This window comes from Pseudoduganella sp. jia 12 (genome assembly GCF_055502675.1).
Genome location: NZ_JBUXKP010000004.1, coordinates 639,273 through 660,677 on the forward strand (window position 1 = coordinate 639,273; position 21,405 = coordinate 660,677).

A 21,405-nucleotide genomic window follows, 5' to 3' on the forward strand; every position below is an offset into this window, starting at 1 on the left:
GACTTCAGAAATGCCACAACGCCCGTCCAGGCAGGCACGGGCGCAAAGTGGGCGCAATATCGGCGCAATAAGGCGGACAAGGCAATTCTAGTGCGGAATCATCTCCGTGAACACATACGCTTGCAGCATGGTCATGATGCCCACGATCACGAGGAACAGCAGGCTGTGCTTGAGCGTGAAGCGGAACAGTTCCGATTCCCGGCCCACCAGGCCCGTCGCGGCGCAGGCCACGGCGATCGATTGCGGCGAGATCATCTTGCCAGTGACGCCACCCGTCGTGTTAGCCGCGACCATCAGCGTATCGGATACGCCGATCTGGTGGGCGGTCGTGGCTTGCAGGGAGCAGAACAGCGCGTTCGACGACGTGTCCGAGCCCGTCAGGAACACGCCGAGCCAGCCCAGGAAAGGCGAAAAGAACGGAAACGCCACGCCGGTGCCGGCCAGCACGAGGGCCAGCGTGGACGACATGCCGGAGTAATTGGCCACGAACGCGAAGGCGAGGACCAGCCCGATCGACAGCACGGGACGGCGCAGTTCCACCACCGTATCGCGGAAGGCGCGCACGCCGTCCCCGGCCTTCATGCCCAGCAGGACCATCGAGATGATGGCGGTGATCAGGATCGGCGTGCCGACCGCGGACAGGAGGTCGAGCTTGTACACCGCTTCATAGGCCTTGGGCTCGGCCACGATCGGCGCCATCTTCATGACCAGGCCGTCGAGATACGGCACATGCACCTTCAGCACGGTCCAGGCCAGCGGGCCGCTGGTGAACAGGGCCTTGAACACCGGCAGGCTCCACACGGTGACGATGGCGGTGAGGATGCCGAACGGTGCCCAGGCGCGCACCGTCTGCGCCAGCGTGTAGGGCGAACGGGTACGGCCGGACAGTTCCGCGCCGTCCGCAGTGCCGCCGCCGAAGCCGGCCAGCGCCGCCGCCCCGCCGGAGGCCACCACGCCGCGCGCGGCATTCTTGGACGTGGCCGGCTGCCAGACCTTCAGCAGCAGGGTCAGCGACAGCAGGCTGACGAGCGCGGAGGTGATGTCCGGCAGTTCCGGGCCGATGAAGTTGGACGTGAAGTACTGCGTGACGGCGAAGCTGCCGCCGGCCACCAGCGCGCCCGGCCACACTTCCTTCACGCCGCGCAGGCCATCCATCATGAACACGAGCCAGAACGGTACGAACAGCGACAGCAGCGGCAGCTGGCGGCCGGCCATCGCGCCGATGTGCATCGCGTCGATGCCCGTCACCTGCCCCGCCACGATGATGGGGATGCCCATCGCGCCGAAGGCGACCGGCGCCGTGTTGGCGATCAGGCACATGCCGGCCGCATACAGCGGGTTGAAGCCCAGGCCGACGAGCAGCGCGGCGGTGATCGCCACCGGCGCGCCGAAACCGGCCGCGCCCTCCAGGAAGGCGCCGAACGAGAAGCCGATCAGCAGCATCTGCAGGCGCTGGTCATCCGTGATCGACAGGATCGACGCGCGGATCACGGCCAGCTGGCCGGTGCGCTCGACGATCTTGTACAGGAAGACCGCCGTGATGATGATCCACGCGATCGGCCACAGGCCGTAGGCAAAGCCATACACGGCCGATGCCAGCGCATGCGGGACCGGCATGCCGTAGGCGAAGATGGCGACCAGGAGTGCCAGGGCCAGCGTGATGGCGCCGGCGACGTGGCCCTTCATCCTCAGCACGGCCAGCGCGATAAAGAAGAAGATGATGGGAATGGCGGCGGCCAGGGCGGACAGCCCCAGGCTGCCGAGCGGTGCATAGATTTGGTGCCAGACCTGCATGGTGTGCTCCTCCAGACGATTGGTTTTTTGTAATGTCGGAGGCCAGTGTAAGGCCGGCCCCGGCGCGCAAACCGCCGCCGGGTGTTGAAATGAATTGACGCCTGAAGTGAAAATCTTTCACCGCCGCCGGTGCCTGGCGTCAGCCCGCTGTAAGCGGCCACGCGGCGGCGGTGTCGGGGATGTCGGACTGGATGCCGGACTAGATGACCGGCACGCCGCCGGTAACGGCGATGCGGGCGCCGGAAATATAGCTGCCGTCGCTCGATGCCAGCAGCACATAGGTCGGCGCCAGCTCGGCCGGCTGGCCGGGCCGCTTCATCGGCACCTGCTGGCCGAAGCTTTCCACCTGTTCGGGCGGCATGGTCGACGGGATCAGTGGCGTCCAGATGGGCCCGGGGGCAACGGAATTGACCCGGATGCCCTTCTCCGCCAGCAATTGCGCGAGCCCGCCACTGAAGTTCACGATGGCGCCCTTGGTCGCGGAATAGGCCAGCAGCTTGGGCTTGGGCGTATCCGCGTTGACGGATGCGGTGTTGATGATCGACGAGCCGGCTTGCATGTGCGGCACGGCGGCCTTGCTCAAGTGAAACATCGCCGTGATGTTCGTCTGGAACGTGTAATCCCATTCCTCATCCGGAATCTCGTCCAGCGAGTCTCGGGTCATCTGGAAGGCCGCATTGTTGACCAGCACGTCGACGCGGCCGAATGCCTCCACGGCCTTGGCGATGACGGCGCGGCAATGGGCGGGATCGGCCAGGTCGCCGCGCACCAGCACCGCCTTCCTGCCGGCCTCCTCGACCCACCTGGCCGTCTCGCGGGCATCCTCGTCCTCGTTCAGGTAGGAGATCAGCACGTCCGCGCCCTCGCGGGCGAACGCGATCGCCACCGCGCGCCCGATGCCGCTGTCGGCGCCGGTGATCACCGTGGCCTTGTCCTGCAGCTTGCCCATGCCGCGGTAGGTGGTTTCGCCGTGGTCGGCGGCCGGCTGCATCCGGGCTTCGGTGCCGGGTGGCCGCTGTTGCTGGGCTGGTTGGTGCGACTGCTGCTGCGGTGCCTGTTGCATGGTTTTCTCCTTCGGTGATGAGGATCCGCATCACTATAGGGAGCTGGCAAAGATGCGGTGCACGTTTAGGGCGGGAAACAGTGCACTGCCGCCGGCCGGTCAACGCACGTCGCTCGGCAGGGTTGCCGATGAAAGCCCTTGCGCTGTCGCCGTCAGCGCGCCGGTGCCCGGCTCGCCGGTCGACTGCACGGCCATCGGCCGCGAGCCCCAACTACGTTCAATACCGCACAGAGTCCATCACCCTTCTCTCTATAATTAATTGTATTAATTGTAATGGTAGGGCTTGAAGTCGTTTTTTGCCGCCCACCAAGACGCTTTGGCATGAATGCCCATCAGATGAGGAAAAGATGACCCATACCGCTGCGGAAATGCACGACGCCCAAACCAGCAAGGCCAGCGCCGAGCCCGGGACGAATGAGCAATTCGGCGCATTGAAATCCAGATCTTCGGACTTGCTCTCTTCTCCGTATGTGCTTGGAGGGGCTGCCCTGGGGATCGCGGCTGCGGGCTATGCGCTCGTCAGGCGCAAGAAGGCCGCGCCATACAAGAAGGCCGCGTCATACAAGAAAGCCGCGCCATACAAGAAACCCGCACCGCATACTACGGCGCCGGAACGCAGCGGGGACCATGGCGATATGCTGGCAATGGTTGGTTCACTTGTTTCACTGATCGCGTCTTTTGCGTCGGCTACCAGCAATGCCAAGGTCAACGCGTCCGCCATCAAGAACGACGTACAGGTTGTTCCCACGCGTTCAGAGGAGCACCTGCCTGATGTGAAGGATGCTCGGCCAGACATAACCACGCCCCCGCGCCCACGGTTCGAACATACCTCGGCAAGCTGGATTGGCAGGCAGTGGCAAATATGCCTGGCGGCGGGCAATGCATGGATCGACGATTACGCACCGAGTATGGGAGCGGCGCTTTCGTATTACATGCTGTTTTCCCTGGCACCCTTGCTGGTCATCGTTATCGCGATTGCCGGCATTGTGTTCGGGAACGATGCGGCGCAAGGCGCAATCATCGCGCAGCTTGGAAGCATCATGGGGGAGGAAGGGGCAATTGCGGTGCAGGGCTTGCTTGAAGCTGCACATGAATCGTCGACCGGGATCATTGCCAGTATCACCAGCGGGTTTCTGCTACTGTTGGGTGCAACGGCGATTTTCGCCGAACTGCAAACTGATCTGGACCGCATCTGGGAAGTGCCGGAAAAAGATAAACCGTCGGGCATATGGGGGTGGTTACGCAGCCGCGTTCTATCCTTCGGCCTTGTTCTGGGGCTTGCCTTCATGCTGATGATGTCGCTTGTCGTCAGCGCTGCGCTTGCAGCGTCCGGCGAATGGTTGGCCGGCGGTTCGGAAGCGGGAAGCGTTATCGCCAATGTATTGAATTTCGCTGCCTCGTTAGGCATCTTCACCGTGCTGTTTGCGATGATTTACAAGATCATGCCAAGTGCGAAGATATCCTGGCACGACGTGTGGACGGGAGCAGCCGTAACGGCCTTGCTCTTCAACGTAGGCAAATCGCTGATTGCCCTGTATCTGGCAAAATCGGATGTGGCCTCCGGTTTTGGTGCAGCCGGCTCCATCGTGATTCTCGTCGCGTGGTTCTACTATTCGGCCCAGATTTTCCTGTTTGGCGCCGAATACACATGGGTATATGCAAACAGCAAGGTACGGAGCAAGGACTGATTTCCGCGGGACCGCTTCTGGAGTTTTTTGCCGATTTCAGGTCGAGTTATATCATCGTTTCTCAGAGATATAGATGTCTGCTTGAGCCTAATGCCGTTCAGTTATCCGCTCAGGAGTTCGGCAACATCAGGCGAAGACCGGTGTCCGACACATTTTCCGGATGAAGCGCCCGGAAAAAATGTCCGACACCAGCCCTGCACACAGTCACCGCACTTCAAACTGCAAGCTCGTTGGCGCAAGGCCCTGCGCGGTCGCCGTCAGCGTGCCGGTGCCCGCTTCGCCGGTCGACTGCACGATCACCTGCGCCCAGCCATTGAACAGGCTGCGCCGCCAGGGCGCGGCGGCCGTGGTCACGCGCACATTACCCCAGCGGCTGGTGCCGGCCGAGCGGTCGAACAGCCCGGCCACGCCGTCGGGCGGCGTGGGCAGTACGTAGGCCACGCTGTTCCGGTCGCGCAGCAGCGCCGGGTCCAGCGGTACCGCCGGGCTGCCGTCGACCATCTCCGGCGTCACCAGTCGACCGTTGATATGGACCTGCTGGCCCGGGTCGAGCTGGTCGATGAACAGCATGGCGCTCTGCCCGGCGGCCAGGCGTGGACGGTCGAACTGGCCGCGCAGCACCAGGTATGGCGTGCGCGCCGGCTGCTGCTCGGGCGGCAGCCATTGCGCCGGATCGCGCCACTGCGCCAGGTCGGCATCGGGCGCCAGAGCAGGCCCCGCATCCGCCCCTTGCAGGGCCAGCGTGCGCCAGCCCGACAGCGGGATGAACGCGTGGCGCTCGGCCGGCCGGTCCGCTTCGTGCGACCCTGGATCGCCATTGCCCACGCCGATGATGCGCAGCGGGCCGCTCACCGCGAAGTCCATGCGGTCCGACGCGGTCGGCACCAGGCGTCCTTCGCGGTCGCGCACGTTGACCCACACGACAGCGATGGCACGGCCGTCCGCCGCAAGCGTGGACGTGGCGCCGGAAAGATGCACCGTTGCCGGCACGCCGGTGGTCGCCACCGCGGCGTCGGCGATCCGCACGCCGCCACGGTATGCCACGGCCTCCAGCCGGCCGGGCGCATACGGCACGCTCCAGCGCAGGTGCGAATCGCGCACCATCGGCTTGCGCCCCATCGAGCGGCCGTCCCGCAGCAGTTCGACCTCGTCGCCATTGCTGTAGACGCGCACGTCGATGGCCTGCCCTTCCCTGCCCGGCCAGTTCCAGTGCGGCAGGATGTGCACCATGGGCTCGGGGCGCCACCATGCCTTCAGGTACCAGGCGGTGTCCTTCAATACCCCGGTGGTATCGAGCATGCCAAATTGCGACGAGACGGCCGGCCAGCCGAACGGCGTGGTCTCGCCGCGGTAGTCGAAGCCCGTCCAGACGAACATGCCGGACATCCAGTCGCGCTCCTGCACGCGGCGCCACCCTTCCTCGATGCTCAGGCTGTTGCCAGGGCGGCCCTGGCGGTCGTACGCATTCAGGTGCACGCGGGCGCGGTCGTCGACATAGATGCCGCGTGTCGTCAGCGTCGAGCCCTCTTCCGTCATGGCGGCCGGCTTGTCGGGGTGGGCGCGATGGAAGGCGTCGACATCGTGCTGGGCGCCGTAGTTGAAGCCGATCACGTCGGCGCCGAGCGAGGTGCCGCGGCCTGACGAACTGGCGGCCACCGACGTGCGCCGGGTCGGGTCGAGCCGCTTGACGATGGCGTGCATCCGCCGCGCCAGGTGGGTGCCGAGCGGCTTGCCTTCCAGCGCCCATTCCTCGTTTCCGACCGACCACAGGATCACGCTCGGGTGGTTGCGGTCGCGCCGCACGAGGCGCTCGAGCTGCGAGACGATCTCGGGCGAGGTGCCCATCATGCGGTGCTCGTCGATGACGAGCATGCCGAGGCGGTCGGCGGCGTCCAGCAGTTCCGGCGTGGGCGGATGGTGCGCCGTGCGGTAGGCATTCACGCCGAACGACTTGAGCTGTTCCAGGCGCCAGTCCTGCAGGCCGTCGGGCAGCGCCACGCCCACGCCGGCATGGTCCTGGTGGTTGTTGGTGCCCTGCAGCTTGATGCGCTTGCCGTTCAGCGAAAAACCCTTGTCCGGGTCGAAGGCCACGGTGCGGATGCCGAAGCGGGTATCGTAGGTGTCGACGATGCGGCCATCCTGCAGCAGCGTGGTGCGCAGTACGTAGCGGTGCGGATCGTCGAGCGACCACAGGCGCGGTTTCGCCAGCGCCAGGCGCTGGCGGGACTCGGCCGTGGCGGCGGCGCCGACGCCCAGGCCGGCGGCGCGGGTGCTTGCCAGCGTGGCGCCGTCCGGGCCGAGGATGCGGTGCTCGACCGCGAAGCGCGCGGCTTTGTCGGCGTCATTGCGCACGGTGAGGTCCACTTCGATCGCGGCGCGGCCCCCGGCCACGGTGGACTTTACGAAGGTGCCCCATTGCGCCACGTGCAGCGGCGCGGTCTTCGTCAGCCAGACGTGCCGGTAGATGCCGGCGCCTTCATAGAACCAGCCCTCCTCCACGGTGGCGTCGACCCGCACCACGATCGTATTGGTGCCGCCGAAGTCGAGGTAATCGGTGATGTCGTGGCGGAAGCCCGTATAGCCGCTGGGTTCCCTGCCGAGATAGTGGCCGTTGACCCAGACCACGCTGTCGCGGTAGGCGCCGTCGAACTCCAGCGCGATGCGTCGCCCGCGGTCGCCGGCCGGGATGTCGATGGTCTTGCGGTACCAGCCCACGCTGTTTTCCGGGAAGGCCCGGCCAATCGCCTTCGAGCCATGGTTGGTATTGCCGCGCGCATCGAACGGCAGTTCCACCGCCCAGTCGTGCGGCAGGTCGACCCGGCGCCAGCCGGCGTCCTTGAACCCGGGCGCGGCCGGGCCATCGCCATAGCCCGCCTTGGCGAAGAAGAACGCCCGCGTGCCATGGCCGAAGTCCTGCCCGGCGTCGAAGGCGTGGCCGTGGGCGAAACGCCAGTCCCGGTCGATGTTGATGCGCTCGCGCGGCGCCTGCGCGCCGGCCGGCAGCAGCCATGCCAATAGCGACAGCGCCAGCAAGGCGCGTTTGAAGGAATGCCACATGCGGTCTCCCTGAGTGAGTGGACGTATTGAGTGGACGTATCGCGGTGCATGACCGGCCTCGCAAAAATGGCGCCCCGAAGGGCGCCGAAGAGGAGACACGGTACGAACGGAAAATTATCGTGGCCGCAGGTGCAGCACCACCACGCCGTGCGCCGGCACGTTCATGGCATACGGCTTGGCGGTGTCGCCGGTGGCGCCGCTCCACAGTTCGGTGAAGCTGTGGCGCACCTTGCCGAAGTGGACCTGGTTATGGGTGAACTCATCCTTCAGTTCGTGCTCGTTCCAGTCGAACCGGTAGCTGCGCGGCTTGTCGGCGCGGTTCAGGAACATCAGCGCCCACTCGCCGTTGGCGAGCGGCTTGGCATACATGTCCAGCTCCCCTTCGTTCATGAAGCGCCACGCCTGGATGCCGCGCTCGTCCTGGTTGAGCGCGATGACGGCACGGTTGGTCAGGATCTTGCGGGTGGTCGCCGACATCTTGCGGATATCGTTGCCGGCGATCAGCGGGGAATTGAGCATCGCCCAGATCGAGAAATGCGCCTTGTCCTCGTCCTCGGTCATGCCCTTGCCGACCTCCAGCATGTCCATGTCGTTCCAGCGGCCCGGCCCCGAGTACTTGCGCAGGCCGGCCTGCTTGTCGAGGATCGGCAGCACGCCCCACGACGACCAGGTGCCGCGGTTGAAGTCGCAGTCCCAGCACGGATAGATGTCGCCCGTGGTGCGCCAAGAGTGGCCCACGTCCGCGGCCCAGTCCCATGGCTTGGTGTCGCCCCACTCGCAGATGGCGAACAGGATTGGCCGGCCGGCGGCGCGCAGGGCGTCGCGCATGGTGGTGTAGGCGCCCTTCGAGTTCAAGCCCTCGGTATCGCACCAGTCGTACTTCAGGTAGTCGATGCCCCAGCGCGCATAGGTCAGCGCATCCTGGTACTCGTGGCCGCGGCTGCCCGGCTTGCCGGCGCAGGTATGTGCACCGGCGTCCGAGTAGATGCCCAGCTTGAGCCCCCGTTCGTGGACATAGTCGGCCAGCGCCTTCATGCCGGACGGGAAGCGCTGCGGGTCGGGCTGGATGAAGCCGTTCTCGTCGCGCTTGCCGTGCCAGCAGTCGTCGATGTTGACATACACATAGCCGGCCTCGCGCATGCCGGTCGACACCAGCGCGTCGGCCGCTTCGCGGATCAGCTTTTCGTTGATGTCGCAGGCGAACGTATTCCAGGTGTTCCAGCCCATCTGCGGGGTTTTCGCCAGCTCGGTGAATTTGGCCGGCGCCGTGGCGGCGGCGGGTTTGACGCTGGCCTGGGCGTGGGCGTCGGAAGCGGAAAAGGCAACAGCAAAGGGGCCGGCGAACAGGGCGCCGAGCATCAGTCGTGGCAGTCGTGCTTTCATCATGGCTCTTCTAGGTAAAGCGATGCGGGCGGCGCCGGAAGCGCCGCGGGCCGCATCAGTTGGTAAGATGGTTCAGAACGAATATCCGGCGCGCAGGCTGTAGCGCGGCCCCGAAACGAAGTGGGCGCGGCGCTTGTCGCCGATCCCCTGGTGCATGGTCTGGCCATAGCGCGCATCGCTCAGGTTCTGCGCCTGGAAGTCGACCTTGAAGTTCTCGCTGAACTTGTACGACACACCGCCATCGAGCTGGCCGTAATCGTCGGCCCACAGCGGCAGGCCCCAGGCCACGTTGCGCTCGCCGAAGTCCGCGCTGGCCGGGTTGGTATCGGTGCCGTCGGAACCGCGCGTGCCATTGGTATTGGTGCTGAGGAAGTAGCGCGAACGCCAGTTGTAGGCCAGGCGCGCCGACCACGGCCCGCGGTCGAACAGGATCGCGATGTTGTAGGCGTTCTTCGACATTTGCGCCAGCGGCAGGTCACCGAAGGTGCGGCCGTCGATGTCGCAGCCGTTCATGTTCAGGTTGATGTTGGCGGCCCCGCCTTCGCTGCCCGAGCAGAACTCGCTGCGTATCGGGTTGTACAGCTTGCGATGGCTGTCCACGTACGTGTAGTTGGCCTGCAGGCCGAGCCCCTTCAGCCAGTCGGGCAGCCCGTCGAAGTACTGCTGGTAGGCGATCTCGGCGCCGCGCACCGTGCCGCGCGCGCCGTTCACGGGCGACGTCACCTGGAACTGCTGCAGGTTGCCCTGCACGTCCGGCAGGCCGATCGACACAGTCTGGTCGATGATCACATCCTTCAGGCGCTTGCCGAACAGGGCCAGCGTCAGCGAGCCGGAATTGGCGAAGTACCATTCGGCCGTGAGGTCCAGCTGGCGCGAGGTGATCGGCTTCAGGGAAGGATTGCCTTCCGCGGTGCCGGTGCGGCGCACCGCGGTCACCGTGGTGACGCCGGTAGCTGCGTTGAGCACGGAGTCGACGTCCTGCGACATCCGCGTGTAGGCCTGCAGGTCGGCGAAGTCCGGGCGCGACATCGAGGTGCCGAACGCCGCGCGGAACTGCAGCCTGTCGCTGGCCTTCAGGCGCAGGTTCAAGGTGGGCAGCACGTTGTTGTAATCGTTCTTCACGTCGCGGCGCTCTTCGAAGGCGGGGATGACCGGCACCGGCAGGCCGGTAACCTGGGCCCCCTCGGGTGGCGCCACGCTGGGCCGGAACGAGGTGTAGCCGCCCGAGCGCGAACGGGTCTGCACGTAGCGCACGCCGAGGTTGCCGTCGACCGGGTAGGCCAGGTTGTCGAAGCCGAAGCGCAGCTGGGTGTAGAAGGCGCGGGTCTTCTCGCGCTGGTCGTTGGTGCCGGCCGGGTTGTCGCCGCCGAAGCGCGCGGGCGTCCACGCCTCGCAGGTGCCGCCGCCGAGAGCCACCCTCTGCTCCTGGCACAGCAGCATATGGTAGGAGTGCAGCAGCTGGTACGAGTCGGGATAGCCGGCGGCCACGCTGGGCGCCGGGAACACCACGGCCGGCACGCTGATGTCGCCGCCGAAAAAGTTCGGGAAACTGTTCGTCACGGTCGGCGCGTTGAAGCGCGGGTCGCTGAGGTAGGCCAGCTTGCCGATGTCCCAGTCGACCATCCACGGCTGCGTCACGCCCTTCCAGTTGTAGCTGGGATCGGAGTTGACTGTCAGCGCCTCGCGGTCGGTCAGGCGCACCCCGAAGCGCAGGTCGCGCAGCACCGGATGGTCGAAGGTATAGCGGGCATCGCCCTTCCACGCCTTCAGCTCGCCGGTGTTCCGGTGCATGTGCTCCATCGTGCTGCCCCAGTAGTAGTTCGCGGGGTTGGCCAGGAACGCGCGCTGGTCGTCGGTAAACGTGATGCTCGGCAGTTTGCCGCGGTAATCGAGGCTCTGGCTCGGCATCAGCATGCCCAGGCCCACCGCCGACGAGAAGGCATCCGCCTTCGAGGTGGTGCGCTGCAGGTCGCTGGACAGGGTCCAGTCATCCGACACCTTCCACTGCAGGTTCCAGCCGATGTCGGTGGTTTTCGAGTTGCCCTTGTTGAAGCCGCCCGCGTTGCTGAACGGGATGCCGCCGTTGACCCGGTCGCTGATGGTGCCGGTCAGCAGCGCGCCACGGTCGTCGTAAGTGGCGTCGGCCACCTGCAGGTCGTACGGCGCGGCCGAGGAGAAGATCGACTGTTCCAGCGCATTGTCCTTGTAGCGCGACTGAAACAGGGTCAGGTGGCTGCGCACATCCTTCATGCGCCATTGCAGGGCACCGTAGGCGCCCTGGCGCTTGCGGTCGTACTCGTAGGTGCGCCACTGCGCGCCCTTGGGAATCCACACGGTGCGCCCCGGCTCGATGTCCGAGCGCGGGTAGAACGGTTCGAACTGGAACGTGTCGGTGCGGGTCGAGCTGTCCGACGAAGCGATATCGAACAGCACGCCCCACTCGCCCAGGCTGCTCTTCCAGCGGTTCGAATACAGCAGGGAGCCCGACAGGTCCGGCTTGCCTTTCCTCAGCGTCGAATGCGTGACCTCCAGCGAACCACCGACGCGCTGGCCCTTGAAGTCGAACGGCAGTGCGGTGCGCAGGTTGACCAGGCCGGAAATGCCGCCTTCGGTCTGCTCGGCCGACGGATTCTTGTAGACGTCCACGCCCGACATCAGTTCGGGCGGAATGTCGCCCCAGCTGAGCGAGCGCCCGCCGTTGGCCGCGAAGGCCTCGCGCCCGTTCAGTTCCGAGCGCACGTAGTTCAGGCCGCGGATGTTGACGCCGGCGCCTTCGACCGAGAAGCGTTCGTTGTCGCCGGCCTGGCGGTTGATGCTCACGCCGACCACGCGCTGCAGCACTTCGGTGACCGAGCGGTCGGGCAATTTGCCGATGTCGTCGGCCACGACCGAATCGACGATCTCGTCGGCATCCTGCTTGATCTTCTGCGCCGAATTGAGCGCGGCACGCTGGCCCGTGACCACCACCACCGAGCCGCCATCGGCTTCCTGGGCATGGGCCGCGCCGGCCATCCATGCGAGTTGGGCCACCGCCATGGCAATGACGGTCCTGCTGGTTCGTTTCATGTTGTCCCCTCCTGATGGGCCAGGCCGCGCGATGGCGAGCCTGGTCTGTTTTTTTACGGCGCGCCCATGCATGCCGTTCCTGTTTTCGCCATCAACCTGAACGGAAGATATACGAAATATTTCAAGCAGAACGATGAATCATGGCCTCTGCAGCGTCAAGACCGCCGTGCAGATCAGGAGTTATTTCGCGGTGCTTACTAAACAAGCGTGCCCGGAATGCAACGCCGGCTCCGAGCAGCATGGAAAAAGGTCGAAGGAATGAATCGTCAGCCATGCGGCGAAGGTGCCGCCATTCAGGTAGATGAACCTCGAATGAACCCTGGATGACGCTCAGGGAGCGCCGGCCGGGTGCGGTGCGGCGGCCGGCGCCGGCAGCTTGCGCGTGATCGCGACCAGGCGGCGCATGGCCGTCTCCGGCGCAATGCGCTCGTCGTTCCAGAATTCGCTCAGCACATCCCGGAAGGCCTGCTCGAGCTCCGGTGCCAGTGCCATGGCCAGCGCCGGCACCAGCGTGCCGTCGCGCGTCGCGCCCTGGAACGCGGCGGCGGCCTGGCGCGCGCATGGACCATAGCCGTCCAGTGCCACGCCCGTGCGGGCCGGGATCGAGCCCTTGTGCAGGTTGAAGCCATGCTGCACGCCAGCCGACATGACCAGCGCCGCGAGATCGTGCTGGCCACGCTCTTGGCCGGCGGGGCCCTTGAACATCGCGAACGAATCGACCACATAGGAAAAGCTGCCAGCCGTCCCGGGCGACGGCACGCAGGCGAAGCTGTCGCCCCGCTTGCGGGGCGTCGGGTACAGGTGCGGATTGGCCCAGTCGCCCATCAGCAGCATGCCCGCGGCGCCGCTGGCCATCGCCACTGCCGCTCCCTGCACCGGCACCCCTTGCCCTGCTCCCGTATAGGCCCGGATGCGCCGGAATGTCTGCAGCACCCGCGTCATCGTGGCCCCGGTGAGCTGGGCAGGATCGTGCGCGACCAGCGCCTGGCGGTAGAACACCGGCCCGCCCACGCCCAGCGCCACGCTTTCGAACAGCAGCTGTTCTTCCCACGCATGGCCGCCGTAGGCCAGCGCCGTGTAGCCGGCGCGCTTCATGGCCTCGGCCGCGGCGAAGAACTCGTCCCAGCTGGCCGGCACGCGCGCGCCCGCCTGCTTCAGGATGCGCTGGTTAATCCACAGCCAGTTGAGGCGGTGGATATTGAGCGGCACGCCGACATAGCGGCCCTGGTGCTTCATGGCCTCGGCCACCACCGTGGGCAGCGCCGCATCCCAGCGCTCGGCGCGCGCGAGTTCATCGAGCGGCAGCAGCAGGCCACGGCGCGCCATGGCGGCGATGACCGGGCCCTTCATCTGCGCCACGGCAGGCGGATTGCGAAGCCGTATGCGAGAGTCGAGCAGGGTCGTGGCCATCCCCTCGGCGCCATTGGCGACGGCGAAATCGATCCACTCATGCCCGCGCGCGCGCAGCGCGGCCTGCAGCACCTGGGCGGCCTGCTGGTCGGGGCCGGTCTCGAGATGATTGAGCACTTCCAGGGTCGCCGCGGCGCTGCCGGCGGCGCCGCTGGCCAGGGCCATCGCCAGCAGCATGCGCGCGCACCCCATCATGGCCGGTGCCCCGCCGCGGCGATCATGCGCTCCATGACCGTGCGCGGCGCGATCCGCTCGTCGCGCCAGAAGTCGGTGACGATGTCGCGCAGCGCGTCCACCACGGCCGGCGCCAGCCCCACGCCCATGCTCGGCACCAGCGTGCCGGTGCGCGCCGCGAGCCGGTACGCCGCACCCGATGCCCGCGTACAGGGCCCGAACGGCGCCAGGTCGGCATCCAGGCGCACCGGCAGCGCGCCCTTGGCCAAGTTCATCTGCCGCTGGAGCGGCGGCGACATCAGCGCCGCCGCGAAGTCGCGCTGCGCCCCGGCCCGAGATGGCGAGACCTTGAACAGCACGACCGAATCGAGCGCAAAGACATAGCCCGGCGCGTAGCCCGGCGCATGGCCCGGCATGCCGGCCTGTGTGTTCACCGGTGCGGCGGCACAGGCATAGTCCAGCCGGCCCGCCGCATGCGCATCGGCGAACAGCGGGCCGGCCCACTCCCCCATCAGCTGCATGCCGGCCTGGCCGCGTATCAGTTCCGCCGACGCGGTGGTCCAGTCGCGCTCCGGCCGGCGCGTATCGGTGTACTGCTTCAGGCGGCGGAAGGTCAGCAAGGCGCGCTCCATCTCGGGACTGGACAGCGCGGCCGGATCGAGCTCCAGCAGCGCCCGGCGGTAGAACGCCGGCCCTGCGCTTCCCAGCACCACGGTTTCCAGAACGTGCAGGTTCTGCCACGGCTGGGCCCCGTGCGCGAGCGGCACGAAGCCGGCGCGGCGGATCGCCTCGGCGGCTGCGAAGAATTCGTCCCACGTGCGGGGCGACCGCACACCTGCCTTCGCCAGCACGGCGTTGTTCATCCACAGCCAGTTATTGCGGTGCACGTGGACCGGAACGGCGACATAGCTGCCGCGGTACTTGAGCGTGGCGGCGACCGCGGCCGGCAGCAGCCTGTCCCACCCTTCGGCACGGGCCAGCCGGTCGATGCCGCCCAGCGCGCCCTGGCGCCCCCACTGGCCGATGGCATCCACCGGCATCAGTTGCGCCGCCGCGGGGGCGTTGCCCGCCGCGATGCGCCTGCGCAGCAGCGAGACGGAGTCCGCGCCATCGGCGCTGGCGCCGACATCGCGCCAGTCGTGGCCTTGCGCGGCCATGCGGCTGCGCAGCTGCGCCATCGCCCCGGCATACTCGTCGCCGGTCCAGTAATGCAGCACCTCCAGCTCGCCGGCCGCGGTCGTCCGCATGCCACAGCATGCCAGCATGGCGACGGCGATCGCCGCACGGGCGGACAGGCGTGGTGGTCTCAAAACGGCTCCCTGGCATCGAATGAGCCGGACATTACCATGCAAGCGGCCTTCGGGGAAAGGCGTGGCGGCCACCGGGCGGCGTTGTACCGGCCGACATAACCCGTTAATATCGCGCGATGCAACTACTACTCGCCGAAGACGACCAGATCCTCGCAGCCGGCCTTGGCGCCCAGCTGGCACAAGCCGGATTCGCCGTGCAGCATGCGCCCAACGGTCCGGTCGCCGAATATCTGCTGCTCAACCAGCCCTACGATATCGCGATCATCGACCTCGGCCTGCCGATGATCGATGGCCTGAGCGTGCTGAAGACGGTGCGGGCGGCGCGGCCGGAACTGCCGGTCGTGATCCTGACGGCGCTCGACAAGCTCGACACCCGGCTTGCCAGCCTGAATGGCGGGGCGGACGACTTCATCACGAAGCCGTTCATCTTTTCCGAACTCGAAGCGCGCCTGCGCGCGGTGCTGCGCCGTTCGCGCCACGCAGGCACCGATGCGGGCGCCATCGCCGAACTGACCGCGGGTGCGCTGTGCTTCGACCGCGAGACGCGCCGCGCCATGGTCAATGGCGACCCGGTCGAGTTGAGCCCCCGCGAAGCGATCCTGCTCGACCTGCTGCTGGCCAACACCGGCAAGGTGGTCCGCAAGGAGCAGATCGCCGCCCTGTGGAACGACGACGGCAGCGGCAATTCGGCCGAGGTCCACATCTACCGGCTGCGCCGCAAACTCGAAAGCTCCGGCGTCGTGATCCGTACCGTGCGCGGCCTGGGCTACCTGCTGGAAGCCGAGCCGGCAGGCGCGCGCGGCTGATGTCCTGGGTGCGCCGCGTGCGGCCCGCGGCCGACTGGTCGCTGCGCGCACAGCTGGTGGCATGGGTGCTGCTGCCGCAGCTGGTGTTGTGGGTCGCCGGCGGCGCCGCGACCTACCGGCTCGCGGTGAGCTACGTGAACGAGGCGGCCGACGCCACGCTGTCGCAAGCCGCGCGCACGCTGGCGCGCCAGGTCAAGCCGATCGGCAGCGGCCTGCTGATCGACCTGCCCCGCGCCGCGCAGAACATCCTGGAAGCCGATCCGAACGACCGTTTCCTGTACACCGTCAGCACGCCGCCCGGCCGCTTCATCCTCGGTAACAACAGCATTCCGTTACCCCCTGCGCACATGACGCCGCGCGCGCACGATCCCTATTTCTACGATGGCGAAATGGTCCCCGACGAGCCGGGCGCCGCGCCGGGTCCGGCCAGGGTGCGCGTTGCGGCGCTGTTCCTCAGGAATGGGGAGGTGAACGGGCGTCAGCAATGGATGTTGGTGCAGGTGGCGCGCGGCATGGCGGCGCGCGAAACCATCTGGAAGCGGATCCTCGTCGACACCCTGCTGCCACTGTCGGCGCTGATCATGCTGATGACCGTGATCGTCTGGGCCGGTACCGGCGCCGGGCTTGCGCCGCTGCTGCGCCTGCGGCGCGAAGTGGAAGGCCGCACCCCGAACGACCTCACGCCGCTGCGCGCCCAGGCGGCTCCCCGCGAACTGCGGTCGCTGGTGCGCGCGCTGAACGACCTGCTCGCCGCCGTGCGCCAGAATGTCGACGCGCAAAAGCGCTTCATCGCCGATGCCGCGCACCAGTTGCGCACGCCCCTGGCCGGCCTGATCAGCCACGCGGAACTGGCCCTGGGCGCCACCACCGACCCCGCGCTGGTGGCGCGCCTGACGCTCTTGCACCGGAGCGCTACCCGCAGCGCCCACCTGATCGCGCGCATGCTGATGCTGGCGCGCACCGAGCCCGAGGCGGCCATGGCGCAGGAGCGTGTGCCGGTCGACCTGCGCGCGCTGGTCGAGCAGGTCGTCGCCGACATGGTGCCGAAAGCGCTGCGCGGTGGTGCCGATCTCGGCATCGGCGACGACACCGCACCAACCGATCCGGCGCCTTTACAGGTCCTCGCCAACCCGATGCTGCTGACCGAGGCGCTCGTCAATATCCTCGACAACGCCATCGAATATGCGGGGTCCGGCAGCGAGATCACGGTGGCCGTCCAACGCGATGGCGGGCACGCTCACATCCGTGTCAGCGACAACGGACCGGGCATCGCCCCGGCCGACCATGGCCGCGTGTTCGACCGGTTCGTGCGCGCCACCGACCAGGGCCTGGGATGCGGACTGGGCCTGGCGATCGTGCAGGAAATCGTGATGCAGCATGGCGGCAGCATAAGGTTGGAAGATGTGCGGCCGCATGGGCTGGAGGTGATCATCAAGCTGCCCTTGCTGTAACAAGCCCAGGTCACGGTGCGCCCGCCGCACAGCTTTCTGCTGGAGGTGCAGACCGGCAGGAACCTGATGCAACTGTCACAGTGCGTCATCGCAGCGAACACACTGTTCGATTTTGACACACTGTTGCGCCCACCTGCGTCACGGTCCTTCCGCATCCGATGGGGCAACCTGCTTCCCACCTGTGCCCGCTGGGCGCCATGTCCCGCCTCGCCCCGCCTCGCCCTCTTTGGCACGATTATCGCTTTACGCCTGTGACTGCACGAACCGTGCGGTAAGCCCTTGAGCCGTCCGTCCGCGTAACCGGCCTGCTCATTACACCATCCTGAGGAGACCATCATGACCTGGAGCACACCCGCGTTTACCGACCTGCGTTTCGGATTTGAAATCACGATGTACATCGCAAACCGCTAGGAAGCTGGCCAGGAAACCGCGCCGCCAGGTGGTCGCGTCGGCACGGGTTTCCGTCCACTGAACAACACCATGAAAATCATCGTACTGGGCTCGGCAGCCGGCGGCGGCTTCCCGCAGTGGAACTGCAACTGCCACAATTGCGCGGGCGTGCGCAGCGGCACGCTGGCCGCCACGCCCCGTACCCAATCGTCGATCGCGGTCTCGGGCGATGGCCACGACTGGTTGCTGATCAACGCGTCTCCCGACATCCTGGCGCAGATCCGCGCGACGCCGGCGCTGCAGCCGTCGCGGGCAAAGCGCGATTCCGGCATCGCCGCCGTGATGCTGATGGATGCGCAGATCGACCATGTCACCGGTCTGTTGATGCTGCGCGAGGGAAGGCCGCTGCCACTCTACTGCACCGCATCGGTATGGAACGATCTCAACACCAGCCTGCCCCTGGCGCCGGTGCTGTCGCACTACTGCGGTGTGCATTGGCATGCACTGCACACCATTGGCGACGGGCCCGGCATGCAGGCGGTTCAGGTGCCGGGCATCGACGGCATCCGTTTCACGCCGCTGGTCCTGTCCAGCAAGGCGCCGCCGTATTCGCCGCACCGCGCGCAGCCGGGCATCGGCGACAATATTGGCCTGCTGATCGAGGATACCAGGAGCGGCAGGTCGCTGTTCTACGCGCCGGGGCTGGGCATGATCGAACCGCAGGTCGATGCCGCGATGCGTCAGGCCGACTGCCTGCTGGTCGATGGCACGTTCTGGCGGGCCGACGAGATGATCGAACTGGGCTTTTCCAGCAAAAGCGCGGCCGACATGGGCCATTTGCCGCAGTCGGGCGAGGCCGGGATGATCGCGGTGCTGGATAGCCTGGATGCGCACGGGGATGCACGGCGCCAGACGGAACGGCGCAAGATCCTCATTCATATCAATAACACCAACCCGATCCTGGACGACGACTCGGCGCAGCGTGCGCTGCTGGCGCGCCACGGCATTGAAGTCGCCTTCGACGGCATGGAGATCGTCCTGTGACGAGCGCACCGGCCTGGAGCCGCACCGAGTTCGAAGCGCAATTGCGCGCGCGTGGCACCGGCTACCATATCAATCATCCGTTCAACGTCAGGATGAACAGCGGCCTGCTGCGCGAAGACCAGATCCGCGGCTGGGTTGCCAACCGGTTTTATTATCAGGTCAACATTCCGCAGAAGGACGGCGCGATCATCGCCAACTGTCCCGACCGGGAAACCCGCCGCAAATGGGTGCGCCGCATCCTCGATCATGACGGCTGGGACGGCAACGATGGCGGCATCGAAGCCTGGCTGCGGCTCGGGGCAGCGGTCGGCATCGAAAACGGGGGGTTATGGTCGCAACGCCACGTGGCGCCCGGTGTCCGTTTCGCTGTCGATGCCTACGTCAACTTCGCGCGCCAGGCGCCCTGGCAGGAGGCGGTCTGCTCGTCACTGACGGAAATGTTCGCCCCGCAGATCCACAAGGACCGCCTGGCCAACTGGCCTGCCCACTATGGCTGGATCGACCAGGCGGGCCTGCAGTATTTCCGCAGCCGTATTTCACTGGCCGAACGCGACGTCGAACACGGCCTGCAGGTCACGCTCGATCATTTCACGACGCGCGCCCAGCAGGAGCGTGCGCTCGAGATCCTGCAGTTCAAGCTCGACATCCTGTGGTCCATGCTCGATGCGATCGAAAAAGCCTACCCTTGACCTCAGGTGCCACGATGAATCAGATTCCCGACAAGCCGGTTCTTTCCCGCCTGTTCCGCATGCAGTGGGAGGAAACGCAAGGCGCGTATGTCCTGTTGTACCCGGAAGGGATGGTCAAGCTCAACCAGAGCGCGGCCGAGATCCTGAAACGCTGCGACGGCCAGCGCAGCGTACCCGCCATCGTCGACGAGCTGGAACAGGCGTTCAATGCCGGCGGCCTGGGGGCCGATGTCGATGCGTTCCTGCGCACCGCCAGCGCACGTGGCTGGCTGGCCTGAGCCCGCGGCCGTGAACGCCCCCGAACCCCGCCAGGCCATCGCGGCGCCACTCTGGCTGCTGGCGGAGCTGACGTATCGCTGTCCCCTCCACTGCGCCTTCTGTTACAACCCCGTCGATTACGCCAGCAACAGCACCGAACTCTCCACCGAACAATGGTTCGACGTGATGCGCCAGGCACGCCAGCTCGGTGCGGCCCAGCTCGGGTTTTCGGGCGGCGAGCCGCTGGTGCGCGACGACCTCGATCAACTGGTCGGCGAAGGCCGCCGGCTGGGGTTCTACACCAACCTCATCACCTCCGGCGTTGGCCTGACCGAAACGCGCCTGGCCCGCATGAAGGAACTCGGGCTGGACCATATCCAGTTGTCGTTCCAGGACTCGACCCGTGAAATGAACGATTTCCTGTCCAGCACCCGGACCTTCGACCTGAAAGCACGGGTAGCCAGGCTGATCAAGCAGTATGACTATCCGATGGTGCTCAATGTCGTGCTGCACCGCTTCAACCTCGACCACGTCGACCGCATCATCGACATGGCGCTGGAGATGGGCGTCGACTACCTGGAACTGGCGAACACGCAGTATTACGGCTGGGGCCTGGTCAACCGGGCACAGTTGATGCCCACGCGCGAGCAACTGCGGCGTGCCGAGGCCGTGGTCAACGAGTATCGCGCCCGGATCGGCAACAAGGTGCGGATCCTGTTCGTGGTGCCCGACTATTTCGAGGAGCGCCCCAAGGCATGCATGAACGGCTGGGGTTCGGTCTTCCTCGGCATCGCCCCGGACGGCACCGCCCTGCCCTGCCACGCCGCCCGCTCGCTGCCGGGCATCGCGTTTCCCAATGTTCGCGACTACAGTGTGAAGGATATCTGGTACGCCAGCGGCGCCTTCAATCGCTACCGGGGCGATGCGTGGATGAAATCGCCCTGCCGCGCCTGCCCCGAGAAAGACCGGGATTTCGGCGGCTGCCGCTGCCAGGCCTACGCCCTGACCGGGGACGCCGAAAATGCCGACCCGGTATGTTCACGGTCGCCGCAACACGGCGACGTGCACGCCATCGTCATGCAGGCGCAACGTGCCCAGGAAACGGCGCGGCAGCAGCAAGTCCAGCCGATCGTGTTCCGTACGGATGCAAACTCGCGCCGCGAAGGGAGCGGGCCGTAGACATTGCCTGTTACCCATTCGCGGTCAATCACTTCCACGCTAGCGGGGGTTTTACCTGTACAGCCCAAAACCGGTGACAGACACCCATTATTTTGAAACATTTCCAGCAAACCGGTGTCTGTCACCGGTTTTCGCGTAACAAACGCAAAAAACCCCGCCAGCACACGCTAGCGGGTTTTTCTATATAACAGCCTGATTGAACCAACTTCTACACTGGTTGCAGCACTATCATCGGCGCAAGGTCGTTTCACGGTCCTGTTCATGGAGCGAAGTCTGCGCGTACTGCAAAGCATGAGTGCAAATGAAAAGAGCCCACTGCGATCACGCAATGGGCTTCTCTCGGTATAACAGCCTGACGATAACCTACTTTCACACTGGTTGCAGCACTATCATCGGCGCAAAGTCGTTTCACGGTCCTGTTCGGGATGGGAAGGGGTGGGACCGACTTGCTATGGTCATCAGGCATGACTTGTACGATCGATTGCTCTCAGTGGAGCAGCAATCGATCTCAATCCGGAAGAAGTAAAGTTGGGTTGTAGTGTTCAACTACGTCTCATCAAAGAGTAAATGCAAGGAATCATATTGATTCATAACCGTCAAGGTTATAGGGACAAGCCGTACGGGCAATTAGTATCAGTTAGCT

At 65.9% G+C, this 21,405-nt stretch carries 15 protein-coding genes and 1 rRNA gene; 8 read left to right on the forward strand and 8 right to left on the reverse strand.

Annotated features, from left to right (window positions below):
• Positions 1 to 87 precede the first annotated feature (87 nt).
• Positions 88 to 1,794, reverse strand: a complete 1,707-nt coding sequence (locus ACY65G_RS12040) for a lactate permease LctP family transporter (RefSeq protein ID WP_464997581.1) — start codon at positions 1,792 to 1,794, stop codon at positions 88 to 90.
• A gap of 199 nt (positions 1,795 to 1,993) precedes the next feature.
• A complete protein-coding gene (locus ACY65G_RS12045) occupies positions 1,994 to 2,857 on the reverse strand; it encodes a glucose 1-dehydrogenase (RefSeq protein ID WP_464997582.1) in 864 nt (287 codons plus the stop codon).
• 347 nt (positions 2,858 to 3,204) lie between these two features.
• Between ACY65G_RS12045 and ACY65G_RS12050 the strand changes: the two genes are divergently transcribed.
• Positions 3,205 to 4,545, forward strand: a complete 1,341-nt coding sequence (locus ACY65G_RS12050; protein WP_464997583.1) for a YihY/virulence factor BrkB family protein — start codon at positions 3,205 to 3,207, stop codon at positions 4,543 to 4,545.
• A 204-nt stretch (positions 4,546 to 4,749) separates the two neighbouring features.
• On the opposite strand, the gene galA is transcribed toward ACY65G_RS12050, so the two are convergent.
• From galA to ACY65G_RS12075, 5 genes are all read right to left on the reverse strand, one after another.
• Positions 4,750 to 7,602, reverse strand: coding sequence for a beta-galactosidase GalA (gene galA / locus ACY65G_RS12055; RefSeq protein ID WP_464997584.1), 2,853 nt, complete (start codon positions 7,600 to 7,602; stop codon positions 4,750 to 4,752).
• Between the two features lie 114 nt (positions 7,603 to 7,716).
• The gene (locus ACY65G_RS12060; protein WP_464997585.1) at positions 7,717 to 8,988 is read right to left on the reverse strand and encodes a glycoside hydrolase family 27 protein; all 1,272 of its coding nucleotides are present in this window, start codon (positions 8,986 to 8,988) and stop codon (positions 7,717 to 7,719) included.
• A gap of 69 nt (positions 8,989 to 9,057) precedes the next feature.
• Positions 9,058 to 12,051: a TonB-dependent receptor gene (locus ACY65G_RS12065; RefSeq protein ID WP_464997586.1), complete on the reverse strand. Its 2,994-nt coding sequence runs from the start codon at positions 12,049 to 12,051 to the stop codon at positions 9,058 to 9,060.
• Between the two features lie 330 nt (positions 12,052 to 12,381).
• On the reverse strand, positions 12,382 to 13,656 hold the full coding sequence (locus tag ACY65G_RS12070) for an ABC transporter substrate-binding protein (protein ID WP_464997587.1): 1,275 nt from the start codon (positions 13,654 to 13,656) through the stop codon (positions 12,382 to 12,384).
• Entirely contained in the window at positions 13,653 to 14,945 is a 1,293-nt protein-coding gene (locus tag ACY65G_RS12075) for an ABC transporter substrate-binding protein (protein WP_464997588.1), read from the reverse strand. The genes ACY65G_RS12070 and ACY65G_RS12075 overlap by 4 nt, the downstream gene beginning before the upstream one ends.
• Positions 14,946 to 15,061: 116 nt before the next feature.
• Here ACY65G_RS12075 and ACY65G_RS12080 point away from each other — a divergent pair, with 116 nt between their 5' ends.
• The 7 genes from ACY65G_RS12080 to pqqE all read left to right on the forward strand — a co-directional run bounded on the left by ACY65G_RS12080 (position 15,062) and on the right by pqqE (position 20,762).
• A complete protein-coding gene (locus ACY65G_RS12080; RefSeq protein ID WP_464997589.1) occupies positions 15,062 to 15,751 on the forward strand; it encodes a response regulator transcription factor in 690 nt (229 codons plus the stop codon).
• Positions 15,751 to 17,202: a sensor histidine kinase gene (locus tag ACY65G_RS12085; RefSeq protein WP_464997590.1), complete on the forward strand. Its 1,452-nt coding sequence runs from the start codon at positions 15,751 to 15,753 to the stop codon at positions 17,200 to 17,202. The genes ACY65G_RS12080 and ACY65G_RS12085 overlap by 1 nt, the downstream gene beginning before the upstream one ends.
• Before the next feature lie 336 nt (positions 17,203 to 17,538).
• The gene (gene pqqA / locus ACY65G_RS12090; RefSeq protein WP_130190089.1) at positions 17,539 to 17,613 is read left to right on the forward strand and encodes a pyrroloquinoline quinone precursor peptide PqqA; all 75 of its coding nucleotides are present in this window, start codon (positions 17,539 to 17,541) and stop codon (positions 17,611 to 17,613) included.
• A 69-nt stretch (positions 17,614 to 17,682) separates the two neighbouring features.
• Positions 17,683 to 18,636, forward strand: a complete 954-nt coding sequence (gene pqqB, locus ACY65G_RS12095; RefSeq protein WP_464997591.1) for a pyrroloquinoline quinone biosynthesis protein PqqB — start codon at positions 17,683 to 17,685, stop codon at positions 18,634 to 18,636.
• Positions 18,633 to 19,325, forward strand: coding sequence for a pyrroloquinoline-quinone synthase PqqC (gene pqqC / locus ACY65G_RS12100; RefSeq protein ID WP_464997592.1), 693 nt, complete (start codon positions 18,633 to 18,635; stop codon positions 19,323 to 19,325). The genes pqqB and pqqC overlap by 4 nt, the downstream gene beginning before the upstream one ends.
• A gap of 14 nt (positions 19,326 to 19,339) precedes the next feature.
• Positions 19,340 to 19,603: a pyrroloquinoline quinone biosynthesis peptide chaperone PqqD gene (pqqD, locus tag ACY65G_RS12105; RefSeq protein WP_464997593.1), complete on the forward strand. Its 264-nt coding sequence runs from the start codon at positions 19,340 to 19,342 to the stop codon at positions 19,601 to 19,603.
• On the forward strand, positions 19,560 to 20,762 hold the full coding sequence (gene pqqE / locus ACY65G_RS12110; RefSeq protein WP_464997614.1) for a pyrroloquinoline quinone biosynthesis protein PqqE: 1,203 nt from the start codon (positions 19,560 to 19,562) through the stop codon (positions 20,760 to 20,762). The genes pqqD and pqqE overlap by 44 nt, the downstream gene beginning before the upstream one ends.
• 350 nt (positions 20,763 to 21,112) lie before the next feature.
• Here pqqE and rrf read toward each other — a convergent pair.
• A 5S ribosomal RNA gene (rrf, locus tag ACY65G_RS12115) occupies positions 21,113 to 21,225 on the reverse strand.
• Between the last annotated feature and the right edge of the window lie 180 nt (positions 21,226 to 21,405).

Excerpts from the sequence above, each read along its gene's own strand:
- ACY65G_RS12040 (WP_464997581.1), bottom strand. The coding sequence starts at position 1,794 with ATGCAGGTCTGGCACCAAATCTATGCACCGCTCGGCAGCCTGGGGCTG.
- ACY65G_RS12045 (WP_464997582.1), bottom strand. The coding sequence starts at position 2,857 with ATGCAACAGGCACCGCAGCAGCAGTCGCACCAACCAGCCCAGCAACAG.
- ACY65G_RS12050 (WP_464997583.1), top strand. The coding sequence starts at position 3,205 with ATGACCCATACCGCTGCGGAAATGCACGACGCCCAAACCAGCAAGGCC.
- galA (WP_464997584.1), bottom strand. The coding sequence starts at position 7,602 with ATGTGGCATTCCTTCAAACGCGCCTTGCTGGCGCTGTCGCTATTGGCA.
- ACY65G_RS12060 (WP_464997585.1), bottom strand. The coding sequence starts at position 8,988 with ATGATGAAAGCACGACTGCCACGACTGATGCTCGGCGCCCTGTTCGCC.
- ACY65G_RS12065 (WP_464997586.1), bottom strand. The coding sequence starts at position 12,051 with ATGAAACGAACCAGCAGGACCGTCATTGCCATGGCGGTGGCCCAACTC.
- ACY65G_RS12070 (WP_464997587.1), bottom strand. The coding sequence starts at position 13,656 with ATGATGGGGTGCGCGCGCATGCTGCTGGCGATGGCCCTGGCCAGCGGC.
- ACY65G_RS12080 (WP_464997589.1), top strand. The coding sequence starts at position 15,062 with ATGCAACTACTACTCGCCGAAGACGACCAGATCCTCGCAGCCGGCCTT.
- ACY65G_RS12085 (WP_464997590.1), top strand. The coding sequence starts at position 15,751 with ATGTCCTGGGTGCGCCGCGTGCGGCCCGCGGCCGACTGGTCGCTGCGC.
- pqqB (WP_464997591.1), top strand. The coding sequence starts at position 17,683 with ATGAAAATCATCGTACTGGGCTCGGCAGCCGGCGGCGGCTTCCCGCAG.
- pqqD (WP_464997593.1), top strand. The coding sequence starts at position 19,340 with ATGAATCAGATTCCCGACAAGCCGGTTCTTTCCCGCCTGTTCCGCATG.
- pqqE (WP_464997614.1), top strand. The coding sequence starts at position 19,560 with ATGCGTTCCTGCGCACCGCCAGCGCACGTGGCTGGCTGGCCTGAGCCC.